General features: G+C 60.4%; 17 protein-coding genes and 1 tRNA gene. 10 read left to right on the plus strand and 8 right to left on the minus strand.

The window, feature by feature from the left end; genetic code table 11:
- Positions 1-67: 67 nt before the first annotated feature.
- Positions 68-796 carry a hypothetical protein gene (locus BLR25_RS19500; RefSeq protein ID WP_143009936.1) on the plus strand — a complete coding sequence of 243 codons (729 nt, stop codon included), beginning with the start codon at positions 68-70 and terminating at the stop codon, positions 794-796.
- A gap of 6 nt (positions 797-802) precedes the next feature.
- Here the strand turns inward: BLR25_RS19500 and rlmB are convergent, their stop codons facing one another.
- Together rlmB and rnr are read right to left on the minus strand one after the other, a co-directional pair.
- Positions 803-1,537 (minus strand): 23S rRNA (guanosine(2251)-2'-O)-methyltransferase RlmB, encoded by a 735-nt coding sequence (gene rlmB / locus BLR25_RS19505; RefSeq protein WP_091940258.1) that lies wholly within the window; start codon positions 1,535-1,537, stop codon positions 803-805.
- Positions 1,538-1,625: 88 nt separating this feature from the next.
- Complete coding sequence (rnr, locus tag BLR25_RS19510; protein WP_091940260.1) at positions 1,626-3,884, minus strand: ribonuclease R; 2,259 nt, start codon at positions 3,882-3,884, stop codon at positions 1,626-1,628.
- 39 nt (positions 3,885-3,923) lie between these two features.
- Between rnr and BLR25_RS19515 the strand changes: the two genes are divergently transcribed.
- The 9 genes from BLR25_RS19515 (at position 3,924) to BLR25_RS19555 (ending at position 11,697) form a co-directional block, all read left to right on the plus strand.
- Positions 3,924-4,010, plus strand: a tRNA-Leu gene (locus BLR25_RS19515).
- Between the two features lie 128 nt (positions 4,011-4,138).
- The gene (locus tag BLR25_RS19520; protein ID WP_091940262.1) at positions 4,139-4,612 is read left to right on the plus strand and encodes a WbuC family cupin fold metalloprotein; all 474 of its coding nucleotides are present in this window, start codon (positions 4,139-4,141) and stop codon (positions 4,610-4,612) included.
- An 84-nt stretch (positions 4,613-4,696) separates the two neighbouring features.
- Entirely contained in the window at positions 4,697-6,346 is a 1,650-nt protein-coding gene (locus BLR25_RS19525; RefSeq protein ID WP_091940263.1) for a phospholipid carrier-dependent glycosyltransferase, read from the plus strand.
- Positions 6,343-6,714 carry an SMR family transporter gene (locus BLR25_RS19530; protein ID WP_091940265.1) on the plus strand — a complete coding sequence of 124 codons (372 nt, stop codon included), beginning with the start codon at positions 6,343-6,345 and terminating at the stop codon, positions 6,712-6,714. The genes BLR25_RS19525 and BLR25_RS19530 overlap by 4 nt, the downstream gene beginning before the upstream one ends.
- Before the next feature lie 3 nt (positions 6,715-6,717).
- A complete protein-coding gene (locus tag BLR25_RS19535) occupies positions 6,718-7,851 on the plus strand; it encodes a DegT/DnrJ/EryC1/StrS family aminotransferase (RefSeq protein ID WP_091940267.1) in 1,134 nt (377 codons plus the stop codon).
- Positions 7,848-8,801, plus strand: a complete 954-nt coding sequence (locus BLR25_RS19540) for a glycosyltransferase (protein WP_091940269.1) — start codon at positions 7,848-7,850, stop codon at positions 8,799-8,801. The genes BLR25_RS19535 and BLR25_RS19540 overlap by 4 nt, the downstream gene beginning before the upstream one ends.
- Positions 8,798-9,721, plus strand: a complete 924-nt coding sequence (locus tag BLR25_RS19545) for a formyltransferase (protein ID WP_091940271.1) — start codon at positions 8,798-8,800, stop codon at positions 9,719-9,721. Before BLR25_RS19540 ends, BLR25_RS19545 begins: the two co-directional genes overlap by 4 nt.
- A 17-nt stretch (positions 9,722-9,738) precedes the next feature.
- On the plus strand, positions 9,739-10,782 hold the full coding sequence (locus BLR25_RS19550; RefSeq protein WP_091940273.1) for a bifunctional UDP-4-keto-pentose/UDP-xylose synthase: 1,044 nt from the start codon (positions 9,739-9,741) through the stop codon (positions 10,780-10,782).
- Positions 10,783-11,697, plus strand: a complete 915-nt coding sequence (locus BLR25_RS19555; RefSeq protein ID WP_091940275.1) for a polysaccharide deacetylase family protein — start codon at positions 10,783-10,785, stop codon at positions 11,695-11,697.
- 15 nt (positions 11,698-11,712) lie between these two features.
- Here BLR25_RS19555 and BLR25_RS19560 read toward each other — a convergent pair whose 3' ends face one another.
- From BLR25_RS19560 to hflK, 6 genes are all read right to left on the minus strand, one after another.
- Entirely contained in the window at positions 11,713-12,582 is an 870-nt protein-coding gene (locus BLR25_RS19560; protein WP_218122826.1) for a hypothetical protein, read from the minus strand.
- 250 nt (positions 12,583-12,832) lie between these two features.
- Positions 12,833-14,140: an adenylosuccinate synthase gene (locus BLR25_RS19565; protein ID WP_091940279.1), complete on the minus strand. Its 1,308-nt coding sequence runs from the start codon at positions 14,138-14,140 to the stop codon at positions 12,833-12,835.
- 2 nt (positions 14,141-14,142) lie between these two features.
- The gene (locus tag BLR25_RS19570; RefSeq protein WP_091940281.1) at positions 14,143-15,297 is read right to left on the minus strand and encodes an ATP phosphoribosyltransferase regulatory subunit; all 1,155 of its coding nucleotides are present in this window, start codon (positions 15,295-15,297) and stop codon (positions 14,143-14,145) included.
- Complete coding sequence (locus tag BLR25_RS19575; protein ID WP_091940283.1) at positions 15,294-15,479, minus strand: DUF2065 domain-containing protein; 186 nt, start codon at positions 15,477-15,479, stop codon at positions 15,294-15,296. The genes BLR25_RS19570 and BLR25_RS19575 overlap by 4 nt, the downstream gene beginning before the upstream one ends.
- The gene (gene hflC, locus BLR25_RS19580; RefSeq protein WP_425438700.1) at positions 15,476-16,360 is read right to left on the minus strand and encodes a protease modulator HflC; all 885 of its coding nucleotides are present in this window, start codon (positions 16,358-16,360) and stop codon (positions 15,476-15,478) included. Before hflC ends, BLR25_RS19575 begins: the two co-directional genes overlap by 4 nt.
- Positions 16,361-16,365: 5 nt before the next feature.
- Positions 16,366-17,661, minus strand: a complete 1,296-nt coding sequence (gene hflK, locus BLR25_RS19585; protein WP_091940288.1) for an FtsH protease activity modulator HflK — start codon at positions 17,659-17,661, stop codon at positions 16,366-16,368.
- Positions 17,662-17,672 lie beyond the last annotated feature (11 nt).

Below are 17,672 nucleotides of genomic sequence, written 5' to 3' on the forward strand. Positions count from 1 at the left end.
CAAAACCAGCGCAAGCGATTGAATTTTTTCCAATTCAGGCTATCCTATGGGTATGTGAGGTGGAATCATGAACATTACCGCAATGACCAATCAGTACCTTGGACTGTCTTCGCTGCAATCCGGGACGAGCACGACGGCATCGACCTCTTCGACGGCTGCCAACAAGGCTTATACGCAAGCCGCGGCACGACTTGAGCAAGATCGCCAGACAACGACCGCACAGATTTCCACGTATGGACAGGTCAAATCCAACTTTGCGCGTGTTCAGGACAGCAGCAAGGCACTGGCCGCCACCCAATCGACGACAAGCGCTTCAACGCTTCAGAAAAACCTGGAAACCTTCGTTTCCACCTACAACAGCGCCCGTAGCTCGGCCGCCAGCACCACCACGGGAACCGCTTCCCTAGCGGCAAGGGATCTGCAACGCACGCTGTCGTCCGACAGCGCCCGCAGCGATCTCAAATCCCTTGGTATCAGCCAGAACGCCGACGGCTCGCTGACTTTCGATGCAACGGCGCTCGCCTCTTCGCTGCAGTCGAATGCCACTACGGTCGCCAATGCCGCCAGCCGTATCGGCAACACGACCGCACAAAGTGCGACGCGGGCACTCTCCGACACGGGCAGCATCGGCACGTCCTTGAACCGGCTCAATGCGCGTGAAACGGCGATTGAATCACGTCAGGCGGACCAACAGAAGATGCTGGCCGCAGCCCAGCAACAGGTATCCGAGACGAGCGCGCAACTGACCAACGCCCTGTCGGGCATCAGCAGCTATAACCGCATCTTCTCGATGTAAGCTCGCTCAGCGACGACGTCGCGCCTCATACAGGCAGACACCGGTCGCCACGGAAACGTTGAGGCTCTGCACCGACCCAAGCATCGGGATCGTCACGAGTTGGTCGCAGCATTCGCGCGTCAACCGCCGCATGCCATCGCCTTCTGCTCCCAGCACCCAGGCCGTCGCCGCAGGCCATTGCGCCGTATAAAGACCATCTTTGCCTTCGGCGTCGGTTCCAATCACCCAGATATCGCGCTCCTTGAGTTCGCGCAGCGTCCGGGCGAGATTGGTGACGGTAATGTAAGGCACGCTCTCGGCGGCGCCGCTCGCCACCTTGATCGCCGTCTGCGTCAGCCCGACCGCGCGATCCTTCGGCGCGATCACCGCATGCGCACCGACCGCGTCCGCGACCCGCAAGCAGGCGCCAAGATTGTGGGGATCCTGAATCCCATCGAGCACCAGCAGGAATGCCGGTTCTTCAAGCGTATCAAGCACATCGTCGAGTGAAACATGACGAACCTCGCCGGTGATGCGGGCGACGACACCCTGATGGCGCATATCGCCACCGGACATGCCAGCCAGCCGCTTGGCATCGACCGGCATGACACGCACGCCTTGCAACTCGGCGTGCTTCAGCAGATCGCGAGCGCGTGCATCGTTACGGCCGGCATCGATGAAAATCTCAAGGATTGCCTCGGGCTGATGGCGCAACTTGGCGGTGATGGCATGGAAGCCATGGATGAAGCTCGAACGGGACATGAAAGGCTCAATAGAAAATAACCGGGGCGTATTTTACCCCGCCCCCGCGCCAAGCGCCTGTCCTATCCGACACCGCCTGTCTGACACCCTAAGCGCTGCGCTTGCGTCTGGTTTTTCGCGGCGCCTCGTCACCCGACACCGACACCGCCGGCATGCACAATTCCGGAGGCGGTTCGGCGAGAACGAAGTCGATGCGACCGGTTTCCAGATCGGCCCGCACTAACCGCACAAACAATCGATCCCCGAGCCGATAGCGCTGGCCGGTACGTTCGCCGAGCATCTCGTGCTTGACGCCGTCGAAGCGGAAGTAGTCCTCACCGAGCTCGGAGACGTGCACCAACCCCTCGACATAGACCGAATCGAGCGCGACAAAAACGCCAAAGGGCACGACCGACGCAATCGTCCCGGAGAACTCCTCGCCGATCCGGTCGCGCATGTAGTAGCACTTGAGCCAGTGCGTCACGTCGCGCGTCGCCTCATCGGCCCGCCGCTCGGTCATCGAACAATGCAGGCCGATGTCATCCCACTTGCCCGGCGTATACCGCTTGCCGTCGAGTGCCGCCTTGATTGCCCGGTGGACCAGCAGATCGGGATAACGCCGGATAGGCGAGGTGAAGTGCGTGTAGTGCTCGTAGGACAGGCCAAAATGCCCGACGTTGTCGGGACTGTACATCGCCTGCCGCAACGAACGCAGCATGACTGTCTGCAAGAGTTGGACATCCGGCCGTCCCTTGATGCTTTCCATCAATTTGGCATAATCCTTGGCGCTCGGATTCTCCCCGCCGGACAGCGAAAGTCCGAACTCTTTGAGGAAGGTACGCAGCCCCTCAAGCTTCTCCGGCGTCGGCCCTTCGTGGATGCGATACAGACAGGGATGCTCATGGCTTTCGAGAAACTCTGACGCGCAGACGTTGGCGGCCAGCATGCACTCCTCGATCAAGCGATGCGCGTCATTGCGCTGCACCGGCACGATATTGGCGATCTTGCCCTGGTCGTCGAAAAGCATCATCGTCTCGACCGTCTCGAAGTCGATGGCCCCGCGCTTATGCCGTGCCTTGAGCAGAATCCTGAAGACAGCCTCAAGCGCCTGCAGTCGCGGCTGCAGACTCTGATGCAAGTCGTTATCGGGTTGCAGCTCGCCCGACAGCCATCCCCACACCTGCGTGTAGGTCAGACGCGCTGCCGAACGGAAAACCGCCGGATAGAATTCGTAGGCCTTGATGATGCCACTAGCATTAATATCCATGTCGCAGACCATCGCCAGCCGCTCGACATCGGGATTCAACGAACACAGACCGTTGGAAAGCTTCTCCGGCAACATCGGAATGACGCGACGTGGAAAGTAAACCGAATTGCCGCGTTCCATGGCGTCGCGATCGAGCGCCATGCCAGGCTTCACGTAATGGCTCACGTCGGCGATCGCGACGACAAGCCGCCAGCCGCGTCCTTTCTTTTCGGCGAACACGGCATCATCGAAATCGCGCGCCGTTTCTCCATCGATCGTCACCAGCGCCAGATCGCGCAGATCCCGCCGCCCTTTCCATTCCGACGACTTGACCTTGACCGGCAGCGCTTTCACTTCCTCGATCGCCTGCGGCGAGAACTCGAAGGGCAGATCATGCTTGCGCAACGCGATCTCGATCTCCATGCCCGGATCGGCATAGTTGCCAAGCACCTCGACGATGCGTCCGATCGGCTGCGAATGGCGGCTTGGCTGCTCGATGATCTCGACCATCACCACCTGGCCGGCCTTGAACTTGGCTTTCTTGTCGGTTTTCTTGTCGGGAACGACGAGGATGTCCTGGCTGATCCGCTTGTTCTCCGGCGCCACCAGCGTGATGCCGTGCTCAACGACAACCCGACCGACAACGCGACTGTTGGCGCGTTCCAGCACCTCGACGATCGCCGCCTCGCGCCGACCACGGCTATCGGTACCGGTAATGCGAACCAGCGCTCGGTCGCGATGCAAGACCTTCGTCATCTGTTTGGCATCAAGGAAAAGATCCTCCCCGCCATCGTCAGGAACGAGGAAACCGTAGCCGTCGGCATGTCCCTCGACGCGGCCGGCGATGAGGCTCGCCCGTTCGGGAAGAATATAGGCGCCCTTGCGATTTCGCATCAGTTGCGCCTCGCGCTCCATGGCCGAGAGGCGCCGCGCGAATGACTCGCGCTCCGCTTTATGCACATCGAGCAAATCACACAGAAAATCAAAGCTCACCGGCCGTCCCTGGTCAGCGAGTACCTGAACGACATACTCGCGCGAAGGCAGCGGCATTGGGTAGCGCGCTGCCTCACGACCGAAGTGGGGATCATTTTTTCGTACTTTCGATAGTTTTTTTATTGACATTTATTTTTCTTCCTTTAGAATCTCGCCTTCGTTGCAGATGCCCAGGTGGCGAAATTGGTAGACGCGCTAGGTTCAGGTCCTAGTGGTGGCAACACTGTGGGGGTTCGAGTCCCTTCCTGGGCACCACGCAAATGCAACACAGAAGCCGCACAACCGACAGGTTTGCGGCTTTTTTGTTTGCACGATCGTCAATCGCAACGACATAAAACCTGGACGACAGGCCGCATGCTATCCCAGAACGGATTCGAAGCCAAATGAGACAGATCTCCCGCGACGATCTCGCCGCGCTGAGCGCCGCGGCCACCGCCTCGCCGCGTCGGCGCGCCAACCTCAACATTCACGAACACCTGGACGATCCTGTCCAGCGCCTGGCGATCGCGATGGAGCCCGACACACTCGTTCTGCCCCATCGTCATCCGCACACCTGGGAATTGCTCTTTCCCCTGAAAGGTCGTTTCATTGTGCTGTATTTCGACGATGCCGGTCACGTGACCCACCGCCAGATACTCGGCGAAGAAAGCGCGCTCATCGAAACACCGCCAGGACAATGGCACGCGGTGCTGTCGCAAGACACGGGCGGTGTCATTTTCGAAGTCAAACACGGGCCTTACACGCCGCTTGCATCGTACGACATCCATGACTGGCGCCAGGAAGACACACCACTCCAGACACGGGCGCTGCTCGACTGGTACGCCCGGGCGCAAATCGGCGACCGCTTTCCGGACTGACACGCGCGGTACATTCGCTTCGTATTTGCCGACGCAGCACGTATACTTGCCGTTTTCCTCAATTGATCCGGAAGCCGACCCACCGTGCAATTCACCCAGGACACGCCATCGAGAACCGCCCAGACAATCTTCTGGCTGGCCTTCGTGCTGGCCTGGCTGGTCCTGCTCGGCACCCGCGCGCTGATTCATCCCGATGAGGGACGTTATGCGATGCTTTCGCTCGGCATGCTGCAAAGCGGCGACTGGGTGACGCCACGCCTCAACGGCCTGCTCTATTTCGAGAAACCCGCCCTACAGTACTGGGCTGGCGCGATCGCTTTCAAGCTCTTCGGCATCAACGAGTTTGCCGCGCGATTCTGGCCGGGCCTGACCGGATTGCTGTCGATCCTGACCGTCGGCGTAACGGCACGACGCCTCTGGGGCAACGGACACCATGCGGCGCTGGTGATGGCCGGCACGACCTGGATCGCAGCCAACAGTCACTTTCTCAACCTCGACACCGGTCTCAGCTTCTTCCTGACCGTGGCGCTCTGCGCCTTCGTCGTCGCACAACAGGACGATGCACGCGCACCGACCATCCGACATGCCATGTGGCTCGCCTGGGCGGCAATGGCCGGCGCAACGCTATCGAAAGGCCTGATTGGCCTCGTCATCCCCGCCGGATCACTGTTCTGCTACAGCCTTTTCTGTTGGGACTGGCGCCCGTGGCGGCGCATGCACTGGCTGTCAGGCCTGCTGATTCTGTTGCTGCTCTGTGCACCGTGGTTCGTGCTGGTATCGCTGAGAAATCCCGATTTCGCTCGTTTCTTTTTCATCCACGAGCACTTCGAGCGCTTCCTCACCACCGTCCATGGCCGTGAGGCTCCGTTCTGGTATTTCCTCCCGGTACTGCTGATCGGCTTCATGCCCTGGACCTCGCTCCTGCCACGCCTCATCATTGACGGAATGCGCCGCGCTTCGAGTGACGGTTTCCAAACGGGGCGATTCCTGCTGATTTGGGCGCTGTTCGTATTCGCTTTTTTCAGCAAATCGAGCTCCAAGCTGCCGTCCTACATCCTGCCGATGTTCCCGGCCTTGGCGCTGCTGCTCGGCCAGTCGCTCACCAACATGCGCGCCGTCACACTCAAGAAACACCTGTGGGTGCCGCTCCTGCTCTGGGCCGCGCTGGCCTGCGCCCTGCCGCTCACCCACTTCCTGCCGGAAGACCCGGGGACCCCGGCAACGGCCTACACTGAGCTCGCCACCTGGTTGTCAATCGGCGGCATCCTCTTCCTGCTTTGCGGCGCCTTGGCCTGGAGAGCGCTGTCACGCGAAAAAACACTGGCCGCCATCATGTTCTTATGCGCCGGCAGTCTCGGCGGCGTGCTATGCGCCAGCCAGGGGCACGACGCGATCGGGCGGCTCAAGAGCAGCAAGGATCTCGTCGCGCAGATCCAGACCTACGTTCATCCCGAAACAGAAATATTCTCGATCAACGTCTACGAACAAACCTTCCCCTTCTATCTGCAGCGGCCGGTCGTGCTGGTCAATTACGAAGACGAATTCGCCTTCGGCCAACGCGTCGAGCCGACACGTTCGATCGCTTCGCTCGACGCTTTCGTTGCACGTTGGAAGGCAGCCCCGGAAGCCATGGCCATGATGCAGGAAGAAACCTTCAACACACTGTCACAACGCGGCCTACCGATGAAAACCGTGTATCGCGACATTCGCCGGATCGTGGTGGTCAAACAATGAAAGTCCTGGAATTTTCCCTGATCCTTCTCGGCGTGCTACTCAACGCATTCGCGCAGCTGCTGCTCAAGGCCGGCGTCCGCCAGATCGGTCATTTCGATTTCTCGATGGCCAACATCTGGCCGATTTCGACCTCGCTCGCCACCAACCTGCCGATCATCGGTGGGCTGAGCTGCTACGTCGTCAGCGTCGTCGTCTGGATCATGGCCCTTTCCCGTGTCGAAGTCAGCATCGCCTATCCGATGCTGTCGATCGGCTACGTCGTCAACGCTATTCTCGCCTACCTGCTCTTCGGCGAAGCCGTCGGCCCACAACGCCTGGCCGGCATCGCCGTCATCATCGTCGGCGTCGTCATTGTCGCGAAAAGTTAAGCCATGGATATCCTGCCCTTTACCCGTCCCAACATCGATGAAGACACCATCGCCGCCGTCGCCGACGTGCTGCGTTCTGGCTGGCTGACGACCGGCCCCAAATGCCGAGAGCTCGAAAGCGCGCTCTCGGCCCGTGCCGGCGGCCGCCCCGTGCGCGTCGTCAACTCGGCCACCGCAGCGCTCGAATTCGGTTTGCGCCTCGCTGGCGTCGGTCCCGGCGACGAGGTCATCACAACCTCGCTGTCCTGGGTCGCAACCTCGAACGTCATCCTGACTGTCGGCGCCACACCGGTCTTCGTCGACATCGACCCGGCGACCCGCTTGATCGACCCAGACCTGATCGAAGCGGCAATCACCAAACGTACGCGCGCGATCATTCCCGTCGACTTGGCCGGTCTGCCAGTCGACCGCGATCGACTCTACGCAATTGCCAACAAGCACAAGCTGCGCGTCATCGAGGACGCGGCGCAATCTCAGGGCGCGAACTGGAATGGGCGTGAGCTCGGCACCATCGGCGACCTCGTCGCTTTCAGTTTCCATCCGAACAAGAACATGACGACCGGCGAAGGCGGCTGCCTCGTCATGAACACCGACGAAGAGGCGCGCCTGTTCGAGAAACTCCGCCTGCAGGGCGTCACCCGCGACAGCGAGGGCACCTACGACTGCGACGTACTCGGCGGCAAGGCCAACCTGACCGACATCGCGGCAGCGATCGGACTCGGACAGATCAAGCACCTCGATCGCTTCAACGCGCGCCGCCGCGAACTGGCGCGCCACTACTTCAAGGCATTCGAGGGATTGCCGGTGGCATTGCCGCCCGCCGATTTCTCGCAAAGCAACTGGCATATGTTCCAGGTACTGCTGCCGGAAACCCTGGCGAGCCAGCGCGGCGAAATCATCCGCCGCCTGCGCGACGCCGGCATCGCCACCGGCGTGCACTACCCGGCGATCCACCTGACCACACTCTATCGCCGTCAGGGACTCGCCACGCGGCCGCTGCCGCATACGGAATCGGTCGCCGCGCGCATCCTGACGCTGCCGCTCTTCCCGGCAATGCAGGACAGTGTCATCGATCGTGTCGCCACGGCATTGCGCACGGTGTTGCGCCAACTTGACCCGGAGAGCATGCCGGCATGAGCACCGCATCGCCAAAGCTGAGCGTCGTCATTCCCGTCTATAACGAGGAAGCCACACTGCCGGCGCTGTTCGCCCGCCTCTATCCGGCGCTCGATCAACTCGGCATCGCGTACGAAATCCTGTTCACCAACGATGGCAGTCGCGACAAATCGGCGGCGCTCCTGGCCGACCAGTTTCGCGCCCGGCCGGACGTCACCCGCGTCATTCTGTTCAACGGCAATTTCGGTCAGCACCGCGCCATCCTCGCCGGCTTCGCGCACGCCCGCGGCGAGTGCATCGTCACGCTCGACGCCGACCTGCAAAACCCGCCGGAAGACATCGGCGTACTGCTTGCCGAATTCGACAAGGGACACGATTACGTCGGTTCGATCCGCCGCCAGCGCAACGACAGCCTCTGGCGCCATCTCGCCAGCCGGGCGATGAACCGTTTGCGCGAAAAGATCACCCGCATCCACATGACAGACCAGGGTTGCATGATGCGCGCCTACAGTCGGCGCATCATCGACACGATCAACCAGTGCAACGAGATGCACACCTTCATCCCGGCACTCGCGTATTCATTCGCCCAGAACCCGACCGAAGTCGTCGTCGGCCACGAAGAACGCCATGCCGGCGAATCGAAATATTCGCTCTACAGCCTGATCCGTCTCAACTTCGACCTGATGACCGGATTCTCCATCGTGCCGCTGCAGTTCTTCTCGATGCTCGGCATGCTGCTCTCGCTCGGCTCCGGCATACTCGTCGTCTATATGCTGCTGCGGCGCCTGCTGCTCGGCCCGGAAGTCGAAGGCGTGTTCACGCTGTTCGCGATCACTTTTTTCCTGATCGGCATCGCGCTATTCGGCATCGGCCTGCTCGGCGAATACATCGGCCGGATTTACCATGAAGTCCGCCACCGTCCGCGCTACCTGATCGCCGGCATCCTGCAGGCCGAGGACGACAAGCAATGACCCGTGCCGTCGTCTTCGCCTACCACAACGTTGGCGTCCGCTGCCTAAAGGTGCTGCTGGCACGAGGCATCGACGTAGCGCTCGTCATCACGCACGAGGACAACCCGAACGAAAACATCTGGTTCGGTTCGGTTCGCCAGGTCTGCGAAGAGAACGACATACCGTTCATTACCCCCGCCGATCCGAACACACCAGAAACGGAAGCGTGCGTCGCCGCTCTAGACGCTGATTTTCTGTTCAGTTTCTATTACCGCCACATGCTCAAGGCGCCGCTGTTGTCCGCCGTCAAACGCGGCGCTTACAACATGCACGGCTCGCTACTGCCCAAATACCGGGGCCGCGTGCCGATCAACTGGGCGGTCATCCACGGCGAGCGAGAGACTGGCGCGACGCTCCACCGGATGACCGAAAAACCCGACAACGGCGCCATCGTCGACCAAGTTGCGGTACCGATTCTGCCGGACGACACCGCACAGGAAGTGTTTGAAAAGGTCACGGTTGCTGCCGAGCTTTGCCTCCACCGCGCGCTTCCCGGCCTGATCGACGGTTCGGCGCCACACCGCGCGCAGGACCTGAGCCAGGGCGCCTATTTCGGCGGACGCAAGGCCGAAGACGGACGGATCGACTGGAGCCAGAACGCACGCCAGATCCATGACCTCGTCCGCGCCGTCACCCGCCCTTATCCCGGCGCATTCAGTGACCTCCCCACTGGAAGACTGGTATTATGGCGGACTCGCGTCGTCGCTGACGACGGCACAGGCCCGCTGACGGGAACTATCACTCACAACAACGGAATACTTGAGATCCACCCGATTGGCGGCGGCATCCTCCAGATTCTCGATGCCGAACTCTCCGGGGGGGACCTGCCGACAAGCGGAAACCCCGACGACATCATCAAACTTCCATCCTCAGACTCCTGAAACACTTCGCTGATCCCATGAAAAAAGTCCTGATCCTCGGCGTCAACGGCTTCATCGGCCACCATCTGACCAAACGCATTCTCGCAACGACCGACTGGCAAGTCTTCGGCATGGACATGTTCGACGACAAGGTGCGCGAGTTCACCGACCATCCGCGTTTCCACTTCTTCGAGGGCGACATCACGATCAACCAGGAGTGGATCGAATACCACGTCAAGAAGTGCGACGTCGTCTTGCCGCTGGTCGCCATCGCCACCCCGGCGACCTACGTCCAGGAACCGTTGAAAGTCTTCCAGCTCGATTTCGAAGCCAACCTGCCGATCATCAAGTGGTGCGTCAAGTACAAGAAGCACGTGGTCTTCCCCTCGACGTCCGAGGTCTATGGCATGTGCAAGGACGGCGAATTCGATCCGGAGAACTCCGATCTCGTCTATGGCCCGATCAACAAGCCGCGCTGGATCTACGCCTGCTCGAAGCAACTGCTCGACCGCGTGATCGCCGCCTACGGCCAGCAGGAAGGCCTCAAATACACCTTGTTCCGCCCCTTCAACTGGATCGGCGGCGGCCTCGACTCGATCCACACGCCGAAGGAAGGCTCGAGCCGCGTCATCACGCAGTTCTTCGGCCATATCGTGCGCGGCGAAACGATCAAACTGGTCGATGGCGGCCAGCAGAAGCGCGCTTTCACCTATGTCGATGACGGCATCAGCGCGCTGATGAAGATCATCGAAAACAAGGACGGAAAAGCGACCGGCCAGATCTTCAACATCGGCAACCCGAGCAACAACTATTCGGTTCGCGAACTGGCGACGATGATGCTCGAACTGGCCAAGGAATACCCGGAATATGCCGAAGGACTGGCCCGCGTCAAGATGGTGGAGACGACCTCCGGCGAGTACTACGGCAAAGGCTATCAGGACGTCCAGAACCGTGTGCCGAAGATCGAGAACACCATGCGCGACCTCGACTGGGCACCGACAGTGACGATGGCCGACGCGCTCCGCCATATTTTCGATTACTACCGCAGCCAGGTTGCCCACGCCAAGGATCTGGTCAATTAAATGACGACGCCATTGCTCGCGCTGAAAGTCGACGTCGACACTTGGCGCGGCACGCGCGAGGGCGTCCCGCGCCTGCTCGCCCTGCTCGAGAGGCACGACGCGCGGGCTACCTTCCTGTTCAGTCTGGGCCCTGATCATACGGGACGCGCCATCAAGCGTGTCTTCCGCAAGGGATTTCTGAAAAAGGTCTCGCGCACCTCGGTGGTTGAGCACTACGGTGTACGAACGTTGATGTACGGCACTTTGCTGCCGGGACCGGACATCGGCCGGCGCGAGGCAGACCTGATGCGTAGCGTCCGCGACGCGGGCCATGAAGTCGGCATCCACTGCTGGGACCATATCCGCTGGCAGGACAATGTCGTTGCCCAAACGCCCGACTGGACCCGGCGGGAAATGAAACGGGCGGCCGACCGCTTTGCCGAAATTTTCGGCACACCGGCAATGACGCACGGGGCCGCCGGATGGCAAATGAACGAAGCCGCCTACGCCTGTGAGCGGGAACTCGGCTTCGATTACGCTTCGGATGGCCGCGGCACCCATCCCTTTCTACCGGTCGATGGATCCGGAAAGTTGATTGGCGTGCCACAACTGCCGACCACCTTGCCGACGCTCGACGAGTTGATCGGCATCGACGGTCTAAGCGGCGACAACGTCGACCAGCATCTGCTCGGACTTACGCAAAATGCCACGCACGCTCAGGTCTACACGCTCCACGCCGAACTGGAGGGCATGCGCCTGGGGGGCACCTTCGAGCGCCTGCTGACCGGATGGAAGGCGCAAGGCTATCGGCTCGACACCTGCCGGCGCTATTTCGAGTCACTCGACCGTTCGGTGCTTCCGCGTCATCAGGTCATCCTCGACGAAATTCCTGGACGCAGCGGAATATTGGCGCTTCAGGGCCCAGTCTGGTCGTAGCAGGCTAAAGAACGCCTAGAGCAGTCGCTCTGCGTTCGCCCAATCAATACGCTGGGAAGGCACGTCGCTACGTTTGACACGGCCGATTACAAAGGCACGCCTTGTCTTCGGTACACCGTCAAGCACCGCCATCGTAAATTCGACGTCCGAGGCCATCTCCGTTCTCGAGGCATCGAGGATGACGTTGAGGGTACTCAAGCGCAGATGTGTAGGCTCAAACCGGATATAGCGCTCCGGGGTACCCAGCACTTTGCATAAATAGTCGAGTTCCGTCTCAAGGATCGCCTGGGAATCGCCAAGTTCCGAAAGCTGGCGTTCGTTGTCGAGCAGCTGTGACTCCAGCACCTGTTGCGCGCCGCCGCCCGCCGGCGCCGTGGCGAACACCGACCCCAATCCAGGCCCCTGCATCTGCAGCATGCGCAAGCGCGCCCGGATCAATGACCGGCTTTCCTCGAGTTCCTGCCGCTCTGAACGCAATTCACTGATTTCTCGCATTGCCTGTGCGACCAGATATTCAAACGACTGATTGCCGAGCAGATGCTTGACCTCAGTTTCGGAATGACCGCAGATCCGCACGTTTGGCGAGGAAAAATCGACGACGCGCTGGGCAATGTCGCGCTGCAACACGTCACCCTGCAGCAATGCGCCTTCCACATGCTGCTCCTGATACGTCATGCCAAAGACAATGAAGGCCTCGCTGACATCGGGGAAGCGCGCAAAAAAAGTCCGCAAATTGTGAGACCGCCCCAGCGCCGCAGGCACCTCGGAGGCACTGGCAAAAAAGGCACGGAGCACCGGCGTCGAGGACCACTGCGCTTCGGAAACATCGATGGCCGGTGGCAAGGCGAGTATTCGCGTTCTCAGGTAATCGGCGGTCAGACGCACGGCCGGCGCCAAGCGTTCAGGACAGGTGCGTAACAGGCACAGACGGGGATTGGTCAGCGACAGCGCCTTATCGACAGCTTTGCGCAATTCCGCCTCGGCATCGCTGATGGCTTCGAAATGCGACGGACGGATTTTGAACCAGTCCAGAATCCCCATGACGGCTCACCCCGAATAACTTTGCACTTATCATACGCCTCGACAGACACAAAAAAACCGGCCTGAAGCCGGTTTTTTTGAACGTCTGCAAGGATCAGGCAAATGGATGCCGACGCAGAATGGTTTCGTCACGCTCGGGACCGGTCGACACGATATCGATCGGCACCTCGCACAGCGCCTCAATCCGCGCGAGATACGCCTGCGCGGCCGCCGGCAGCGCTGCATGCGATTTGACACCAACCGTCGACTCGCTCCACCCCGGCATCGTTTCGAACACGGGTTCGCAGCCGGCAACATCATCCGCACCCATCGGCAGCAGATCGACGACTTCCCCATTCAAGCGGTAGCCGGTGCAGATCTTCAGTTCTTTCAAGCCATCGAGCACGTCGAGCTTGGTGATGCACAGGCCAGTAATACCGTTGATCTGGATCGAGCGCTTGAGCGCAGGCATATCGAACCAGCCGCAACGGCGCTTGCGCCCGGTGACCGTGCCGAATTCGCGGCCGACCTGCGACATCTGGTAGCCCGGCGTGCCTTCCGTCTCGATGTCGAGTTCGCACGGGAAGGGGCCGCCGCCGACGCGCGTGCAGTAGGCCTTGGTGATCCCCAGAATGTAATTGAGCATGCCCGGGCCGATACCGGCGCCGGCCGCAGCCTGGCCGGCAACGCAGTTCGACGAGGTGACGAACGGATAGGTACCGTGGTCGATGTCGAGCAGCGTGCCTTGCGCGCCCTCGAACAGCATGTTGCATCCAGCCTTGTAGGCAGCGTTGAGCTCAGCCGACACATCGGCAACCATCGGCTTGATCTTCTCTGCATCGGCCAGCGCCTGCGCCAACACCGTCTCGTAATCGACAGGATCGGCCTTGAGGTACTGCGTCAGCACGAAATTGTGATACTCGAGGTTTTCCTTGAGTTTCTCGGCGAAACGCTCGGGATAGAACAGGTCATAGACGCGCAGTGCACGCCGGGCGACCTTGTCCTCGAAGGTCGGGCCAATGCCCTTGCCGGTCGTACCGATACGCTTGTCAGCGCATTTGGCCGCCTCGCGCGCGCGATCGACGGCGATATGGTACGGCAGCACCAGCGGGCATCCCGGACTGATCTTCAGCCGCGAGGCAACCTGCAGGCCACCAGCCTCGAGCTGCTCGATCTCGGACAACAGGTGGTGAATATCGAGCACGACGCCATTGCCGATATAACACGTAATCCCGTCGCGAACGATGCCTGAGGGCACCAGGTTGAGCTTGTACACCTTGTCGCCGACCACCAGTGTATGCCCGGCGTTGTGTCCGCCCTGGAAGCGGACGACGCCACTGGCATGATCCGTGAGCCAGTCGACGATCTTGCCCTTGCCTTCGTCGCCCCACTGGGTTCCAACCACCACCACATTCTTAGCCATGTTTATTTCCCGTCAATCACCTGAATAATCCACTCGCCAGACTGCTGGACCAGACGTCGATCGCATAGCAGCCCATCATTTTCTTCTTGTCCCGGAAGCAATTCGACGACAACCTCGCCTTGCGCCCGCAACGCCGCGATCTTGTCGGCCAGCGCCGCATTGTCCAGCGCCCAGGGCGCCAGGATGGCACCGGTCGTTTCGCCATTGCCGGCCAATCGGGCGATTTCGCGCAAATCCATCGAAAAGCCGGTCGCCGGCCGGGCTCTTCCGAAATTCGCCCCCACGCCGTCATAACGACCGCCTCGCGCAATGGCGCTCGGGTAACCCGGATAGTACGCGGCAAACACCACACCGTTGTGATAGTGATAGCCACGCAAATCGGCAAGATCGAAGGACAAGGGCAGATCCGGCAAGGCTGCGCGCAACTGTTTGAGCGTCGCCAGCGCCTCCCGAATTTCCGGCAGATCCGGCAAGCGGTTGGCCGCGCTGTCAAGCAACTCGTCACCGCCGAACAATTCCGGCAACAGCATCAACGCGGCACCATAGGGCGCGGCAATTCGGCTACAAAAATCACGTAGGCCGGGCACATCCTTGGTTTGGAGAAGTTGCAGCAGACCTTCTTCTTCCGAGCCATTCAACCCCGCCGCATTGGCCAGCGCACGGAATACGCCAACATGCCCGACATCGATCCGCGACGCAGGCGTGCCCGCCGCCTTCAATGCCAAGGCCAGGAGGCGCAGCGCTTCCAGGTCGGCTTCGATGCCGGCGTAGCCGTACAATTCGGCACCCAACTGGATCGGCTCGCGACTGGCCGCCTGTGAGGTTGGCAAGGTATGAAGCACGCTGTCGCAATAGCACAGGCGCGTCACGCCGCGACGATTGAGCAGGTGCGCATCGATACGCGCGACTTGCGGGGTCATATCGGCGCGCACCCCGAGCGTGCGTCCCGACAACTGATCGACGAGTTTGAAAGTCCGCAACTTGAGGTCAGAACCGGAGCCCGTCAGAAGGGAGTCAAGAAACTCCAGCAAGGGCGGCTGGACGAGTTCATATCCATGAGAACGGAAAAGATCCAGCGTGGCACGGCGCAGGCGCTCGATGTTCGCCGCTTCGTGCGGCAGGGCATCGGAAATATGATCGGGAAGTAACCAGTTCATTTGAATATCATCAACAGGACAATGCCGGCCAGCATCGAGGACAGGCCGATAAAACGAAGTTGCCCGTCCGACATCTGGATCAGGCGACGAAATGTCTCACGCCATGCCGACGGTGCCAGGAAGGGGACCAAGCCTTCCAGCACCAGCATCAGGGCAAAAGCAACCAGCAGACCATTGGTCATTTGACGGATTTTTCGCCACCGCGACCAACACCCTTCATGTACTTGAAGAAGTCGGAATTCGGCTCGACCACCATCACGTCATTCTTGCTCTTGAAACTACTACGATACGCCTCCATGCTGCGATAAAAGGCGTAGAACTCGGGATTCTGATTGAATGCCTGAGCATACGTCGCCGCGGCCTTCGCATCGCCTTCCCCCTTGATTTTCTGCGCATCGCGGTAAGCTTCGGCAACGATCACTTCGCGTTGCTTTTCGGCATCCGCACGGATTTTTTCGGCTTCTGCCGAACCTTCCGAACGCAGTTCGTTGGCGACCCGCTTGCGCTCGGCCTCCATCCGCCGATAGACCGACTCGCTCACCTCGGACGGCAAATCGACGCGCTTGACGCGCACATCGACGATCTGCACGCCGATCTTGCGTGCATCGAGGTCCGCCTTGGCGCGCATCTGCTCCATGATCTTGTCGCGTTCGCCCGACACCACTTCGTGCACGGTGCGCTTGCCGAATTCCTCGCGCAGTCCGGCATTGACCGTTTGCGACAAACGCGTCCGCGCGCGTGCTTCGTCACCGGCGACGGAAATGTAGTACAGCTTCGGATCGACGATGCGCCACTTGACGAATGAATCGACGAGGACGTTCTTCTTCTCCGACGTAATGAAGCGCTCCGGATCCGGCGTATCCAGCGTCAGGATCCGCTTGTCGAAGTAGCGCACATTCTGGATCATCGGCCACTTCAGATAGAGCCCCGGCTCGGTAATGACCTCACGCACTTCGCCAAGCTGGAAAATGATCGCCGACTGACGTTGATCGACCGTAAAAATCGACGTCGCCAATACTGCCAGACCTGCAGCGACAAGCGCCGCCAGGAAATTGAGTTTCATCCGCATCAACGCACCTCCCGATCACGCGAGCGCAGTGCTTCGCGGTCCCGCTGGATGGAATAGGCGCCACCCCGCTCCGCCTGAATCGGCTTTTCAAGTTGCGGCGGCGTTTCATTCGAAACCGGCTGCGCCGCGCTCCGCGCCGACGCTTGTGCTTCATTGGCCGCCGGCGATTGCGCCGACGCGACGGCGCCAGACGCCTGCATCAGTTTGTCGAGCGGCAAATACAACAGGTTACCCTGCCCCTTGGCATCGACCATGACCTTGCTGGTGTTGGCATAAACCTGTTGCATGGTTTCGAGATACATCCGGCTGCGCGTCACTTCCGGCGCCTTCGCGTATTCGGCATTGATCTGGCGGAAACGGCTTGCATCGCCTTCCGCCGTCGCAATCAGACGCTGCTTGTAGCCTTCAGCCTCCTGAATCAGACGCGCCGCCGTGCCGCGCGCTTTCGGGATGACGTCATTGGCATACGCCTGACCTTCGTTCTTCTGCCGCTCGCGATCCTGCCCTGCCTTGACGGCATCATCAAACGCCGCCTGGACCTGTTCCGGCGGCTGCGCGTTTTGCATCGTCACTTTGGAAATCAGGATGCCGGTCTTGTATCGATCGAGAATTTCCTGCATCAGATTCGACGCCTTGACGGCGATCTGCTCGCGACCTTCGTACAGCACGAAATCCATGCGGCTCTTGCCGACGATCTCGCGGATCGCCGTTTCGGCCGCCTGCATCACCGACTCATCAGGATTGCGATTATTGAAGATGTAATCGACCGGATCCTTGAGAATGTACTGAACGGCAAACTGGATATTGATGATGTTTTCATCATCGGTGAGCATCAGGGCTTCCTTGAGCACCTTGTTCCGTTCGCTGCCACGGTAACCGACCTCAATCGTGCGGACACCGGAGATATTGACGATCTCATGCGACTGAATCGGATACGGCAAACGCCAGCGCAATCCAGACTCGGTACTTTCCTTGTAGCGGCCGAACTGAAGCACCAGCGCACGCTGCGAGGCATCGACGATGTAGAAACCGCTCGCCAGCCATACCAGCAAGACCAATCCGACCAGCACACCGATCCCACCGCCGAGAAATCGCGGGTTGATATCCACCGGGGGACGCTCGCTTCCCCGATTGCCGCCGCCGTTGCCACGCTTGCCGAACATGCCGGACAGACGGCGATTGAGATCTCGCCACATTTCCTCCAGATCAGGGGGACCCTGATCCGGACGCTTGCCGCCGCCGTTGTTGCCGCTGTCGTTGCCACGATTTCCCCATTGCGGGTCATTGAGTGACATGAGTACTCCGA

The sequence above is a fragment of the Propionivibrio dicarboxylicus genome (genome assembly GCF_900099695.1).
GTDB lineage: Bacteria > Pseudomonadota > Gammaproteobacteria > Burkholderiales > Rhodocyclaceae > Propionivibrio > Propionivibrio dicarboxylicus.

Bases quoted from the DNA above. Each gene is read 5' to 3' on its own strand.
- BLR25_RS19500 (WP_143009936.1), top strand. From the start codon at position 68: ATGAACATTACCGCAATGACCAATCAGTACCTTGGACTGTCTTCGCTG.
- rnr (WP_091940260.1), bottom strand. From the start codon at position 3,884: ATGTCAATAAAAAAACTATCGAAAGTACGAAAAAATGATCCCCACTTC.
- BLR25_RS19555 (WP_091940275.1), top strand. From the start codon at position 10,783: ATGACGACGCCATTGCTCGCGCTGAAAGTCGACGTCGACACTTGGCGC.
- BLR25_RS19540 (WP_091940269.1), top strand. From the start codon at position 7,848: ATGAGCACCGCATCGCCAAAGCTGAGCGTCGTCATTCCCGTCTATAAC.
- BLR25_RS19550 (WP_091940273.1), top strand. From the start codon at position 9,739: ATGAAAAAAGTCCTGATCCTCGGCGTCAACGGCTTCATCGGCCACCAT.
- hflK (WP_091940288.1), bottom strand. From the start codon at position 17,661: ATGTCACTCAATGACCCGCAATGGGGAAATCGTGGCAACGACAGCGGC.
- rlmB (WP_091940258.1), bottom strand. From the start codon at position 1,537: ATGTCCCGTTCGAGCTTCATCCATGGCTTCCATGCCATCACCGCCAAG.
- BLR25_RS19565 (WP_091940279.1), bottom strand. From the start codon at position 14,140: ATGGCTAAGAATGTGGTGGTGGTTGGAACCCAGTGGGGCGACGAAGGC.
- BLR25_RS19570 (WP_091940281.1), bottom strand. From the start codon at position 15,297: ATGAACTGGTTACTTCCCGATCATATTTCCGATGCCCTGCCGCACGAA.
- BLR25_RS19545 (WP_091940271.1), top strand. From the start codon at position 8,798: ATGACCCGTGCCGTCGTCTTCGCCTACCACAACGTTGGCGTCCGCTGC.
- BLR25_RS19530 (WP_091940265.1), top strand. From the start codon at position 6,343: ATGAAAGTCCTGGAATTTTCCCTGATCCTTCTCGGCGTGCTACTCAAC.
- BLR25_RS19535 (WP_091940267.1), top strand. From the start codon at position 6,718: ATGGATATCCTGCCCTTTACCCGTCCCAACATCGATGAAGACACCATC.
- BLR25_RS19520 (WP_091940262.1), top strand. From the start codon at position 4,139: ATGAGACAGATCTCCCGCGACGATCTCGCCGCGCTGAGCGCCGCGGCC.
- BLR25_RS19575 (WP_091940283.1), bottom strand. From the start codon at position 15,479: ATGACCAATGGTCTGCTGGTTGCTTTTGCCCTGATGCTGGTGCTGGAA.
- hflC (WP_425438700.1), bottom strand. From the start codon at position 16,360: ATGAAACTCAATTTCCTGGCGGCGCTTGTCGCTGCAGGTCTGGCAGTA.